This is a genomic window from Tenacibaculum sp. UWU-22 (assembly GCF_041021355.1).
Classification (GTDB): Bacteria; Bacteroidota; Bacteroidia; order Flavobacteriales; family Flavobacteriaceae; genus Polaribacter.
In genome coordinates, this window is record NZ_JBFNGP010000013.1 from 1 (window position 1) to 2,737 (window position 2,737).

Here is a 2,737-nt window from a genome sequence, read left to right on the forward strand (position 1 = left end):
ATTTCCTAACGATATTGATGTATTTTTCATTCCTATTTTTAATTTGCTCAAATATACCAAATTTTGGTAAAAACACAAATTTTCAGATGTAGCAGGAAAATTACGCCCCAACGTGTTAGTATAACCGCCAGTTACGGATTTAAATATACAAAATTTCAGTTTATATCAACCGTTAGCAATTCCGAGTGGATTCGGACGTAGTCGAATCCGCCGTAATTGCGGTTATACAGTGTTGTGCATAGTGCATTATTCATTTTTGTTCCATTTTCCATTCTCTTTAGCAATTTTTATCAAGTTTAGTCCGTGTTCCGTCATTAGATTTTGCTCAATCATCCGCAATGCTCTTTCTTTGCTTCGTTTCCCCCAATTGCTTTTTGGGTTTCTCGGTGTAAATTTCAGATAACAGCTTTCCTTATCACGTTTTTTTGCCTTGCTGTCAACCCAACCATAGCAAAGTGCATTTTCAATCGCATCGTGCCAATGTACACTTGGTGTTTTACTTGATTTATGATAAACAATCAGCCAGATTATTTTCTCTTTTTCACAATTTCTTTCAAGCCAATTCCGCCATTCGCTTACATTCTTAACTCTTAAAGTCGGACTTGATTCTACCGTTTCAATTGTTTTTATCATTTTTTTGATAGGATTTCTGCAAAATGAGGGTTGGTCATAATTCCCAAAATATTTCCGAACGGGTCAATAACTGAAGCCGTGAAAAAACCATTTGACCTGTCCATGATTGGCTGGTGAACTTTGGCATTCATTGACTTTAATTTGTCAAGAGCAGAATTTATATCATCAACGTGCCAATATACTATTACTCCACTTGGTTCGTTTGTCTCCTTTTTTTGCAAAAAATTGCTGTCTATAATTCCCAATTCTTGCTGATATGCACCAATACGAAATTCAATATATCCTTTAGTCTTGAAATAAGGATTAACTCCCAAAAATTCCGAGTACCACTTTTCGGCTTTTTCGAGGTCATGTGCTGTGAAGTTAATTGTTGCTATTCCTTTTAATGACATATTTTAATTTTCGGTGTTTTTTTCGCATTATGCACAACGTTTAGTATATGAAAAGTAGGCGATTTCGAAGCACCAACCTTTCGGCTAAGCACAAAGTTTGATACAAGCCATAATGCTTGATTTTATTACTTATCCGCCTATTTTTTATATACATTGTTGTGCGTTCGTTGTTTATATTTTTGTTGCTTTTTTTGCCTTAATTATTTCTGACGGAAAAGTATTTTGGCTTATATCTATACTTTCTTCGATTTCAAAACCTGCCTTAACTAAGTTTTCTTTGAAAGTTACAGGACGACAACCTGTCAATATACTGGGGAAATTTTTTGCCACCCAATACCAAAAACGATTTACTTTCTTTTTTCCGTTTGAGAATATTGAAATAACAACTCTTCCGTTTGGTTTTGTTACTCTATAAAATTCCTCTGCTATTTTATCAAATGTGTCATAGGGCATTAAGTCTATCATAAAATTATTTACCACCAAGTCAAATGTATTGTTATCAAAATTCAAATCAAGGACATTGCCCTCTTGTAACTCATAAACTCCTGTTGGTAAATCTTTTAATTTTTTTTTGGCTTTATGAAGCATATCTAGTGATAAATCAATACCAATATTTCTACCATTCTGGTTTTTCTCAACAAGTTGTTTAAATACCAGACCTGTCCCACAGGCTACTTCCAATATAGATTCTCCATCTTTTACATCTGCATATTTAACAACGTATTTTGCTGCTTTGCTCTCCGTCAGCCAACTCCAAAAATCATAAAACCAAACTACTTTTTTGTAGCTCACTTTAGTTTTAGTTTCATTAAGGTTTCTCTTTAATATTTCCATTTTGGATTTTGTTCTTAATGACGCACAACGGAGAAGTATAAGCGTAGTGCGGGATTTCAGAGTCGAAATTTTTTGGATTGGCACGAACGTTAGCCAAAGCTACGCTTTGCGTTTTATCTTTCTTTTTCAAAACGTCAAAGCGTAGCTTTGGCGGAATAGAAACCCGAAACTTCGATTTGACACTTTCGCCCGCATTATGCTTATACAGTGTTGGCGGTTCGTTTTTTATATCTTTCATCTATTCGTTTTCCAATTTTTAGAAAAGTAAATGCTAAAAACACTCCTATTAATCCTCCAATAACTATTGTAACAATGAGTTGCTTAACAGATAAAATTTGGGAATGGGTCATTTTATTCAAAATTAATACTGTTAAAGGCAGATTGATAAAAAGTCCTGTGATTATTCCGGGAGAGTATTTTCTCAAGAGGATTGTAGCGAGTAAATGTGGTAAAAAGACGTTGAGGAATATCATTCCTGCAAATCCAGTAATTACGAAATAATAGTCCTTTTCAGTTTGAAAATAAATTTTTGTATAAGTGATAATAAATCCAAGAATCGAAAACAAAAGCACAGCAATTCCAAATTGTCTTGTTGTTACTGGTTTATGAATATATGATGGAATTGATTTTGTCCATTTTTCCATTCCTAAAACTTCTTCAAAGTTATGAAGCGTAAAAGCAAAGGGAAGCAACATTATCAAAGTTTTTAATTCCATTTTTTGTTTCAGCGAGTTTTTTGTTAAATGACCGCCAACGGTTGGGCTATGAGCAGTTGGGGATTTTAAGCACTAACTTTCGGTTAAGCACCGACCTTTGTTATATGTTTATACTTTTGTTTTATCACTTTCACCCCAATTGCTTATAGCCGTTGTTAGCAA

5 protein-coding genes are annotated in these 2,737 nt (G+C 33.9%); all 5 read right to left on the reverse strand.

All coding sequences use genetic code 11. The features are described from left to right. Positions 1–246: 246 nt before the first annotated feature. The 5 genes from AB2B44_RS10530 to AB2B44_RS10550 all read right to left on the reverse strand — a co-directional run bounded on the left by AB2B44_RS10530 (position 247) and on the right by AB2B44_RS10550 (position 2,575). Positions 247–633 (reverse strand): YdeI family protein, encoded by a 387-nt coding sequence (locus AB2B44_RS10530; RefSeq protein WP_369049544.1) that lies wholly within the window; start codon positions 631–633, stop codon positions 247–249. Then, on the reverse strand, positions 630–1,025 hold the full coding sequence (locus tag AB2B44_RS10535; RefSeq protein ID WP_369049545.1) for a VOC family protein: 396 nt from the start codon (positions 1,023–1,025) through the stop codon (positions 630–632). The genes AB2B44_RS10530 and AB2B44_RS10535 overlap by 4 nt, the downstream gene beginning before the upstream one ends. Before the next feature lie 171 nt (positions 1,026–1,196). Next, positions 1,197–1,859, reverse strand: coding sequence for a class I SAM-dependent methyltransferase (locus tag AB2B44_RS10540; RefSeq protein WP_369049546.1), 663 nt, complete (start codon positions 1,857–1,859; stop codon positions 1,197–1,199). Beyond that, entirely contained in the window at positions 1,834–2,097 is a 264-nt protein-coding gene (locus AB2B44_RS10545) for a hypothetical protein (protein WP_369049547.1), read from the reverse strand. Before AB2B44_RS10545 ends, AB2B44_RS10540 begins: the two co-directional genes overlap by 26 nt. Beyond that, positions 2,060–2,575: an HXXEE domain-containing protein gene (locus AB2B44_RS10550; RefSeq protein WP_369049548.1), complete on the reverse strand. Its 516-nt coding sequence runs from the start codon at positions 2,573–2,575 to the stop codon at positions 2,060–2,062. The genes AB2B44_RS10545 and AB2B44_RS10550 overlap by 38 nt, the downstream gene beginning before the upstream one ends. Between the last annotated feature and the right edge of the window lie 162 nt (positions 2,576–2,737).

Excerpts from the sequence above, each read along its gene's own strand:
- AB2B44_RS10530 (WP_369049544.1), bottom strand. The coding sequence starts at position 633 with ATGATAAAAACAATTGAAACGGTAGAATCAAGTCCGACTTTAAGAGTT.
- AB2B44_RS10535 (WP_369049545.1), bottom strand. The coding sequence starts at position 1,025 with ATGTCATTAAAAGGAATAGCAACAATTAACTTCACAGCACATGACCTC.
- AB2B44_RS10540 (WP_369049546.1), bottom strand. The coding sequence starts at position 1,859 with ATGGAAATATTAAAGAGAAACCTTAATGAAACTAAAACTAAAGTGAGC.
- AB2B44_RS10545 (WP_369049547.1), bottom strand. The coding sequence starts at position 2,097 with ATGAAAGATATAAAAAACGAACCGCCAACACTGTATAAGCATAATGCG.
- AB2B44_RS10550 (WP_369049548.1), bottom strand. The coding sequence starts at position 2,575 with ATGGAATTAAAAACTTTGATAATGTTGCTTCCCTTTGCTTTTACGCTT.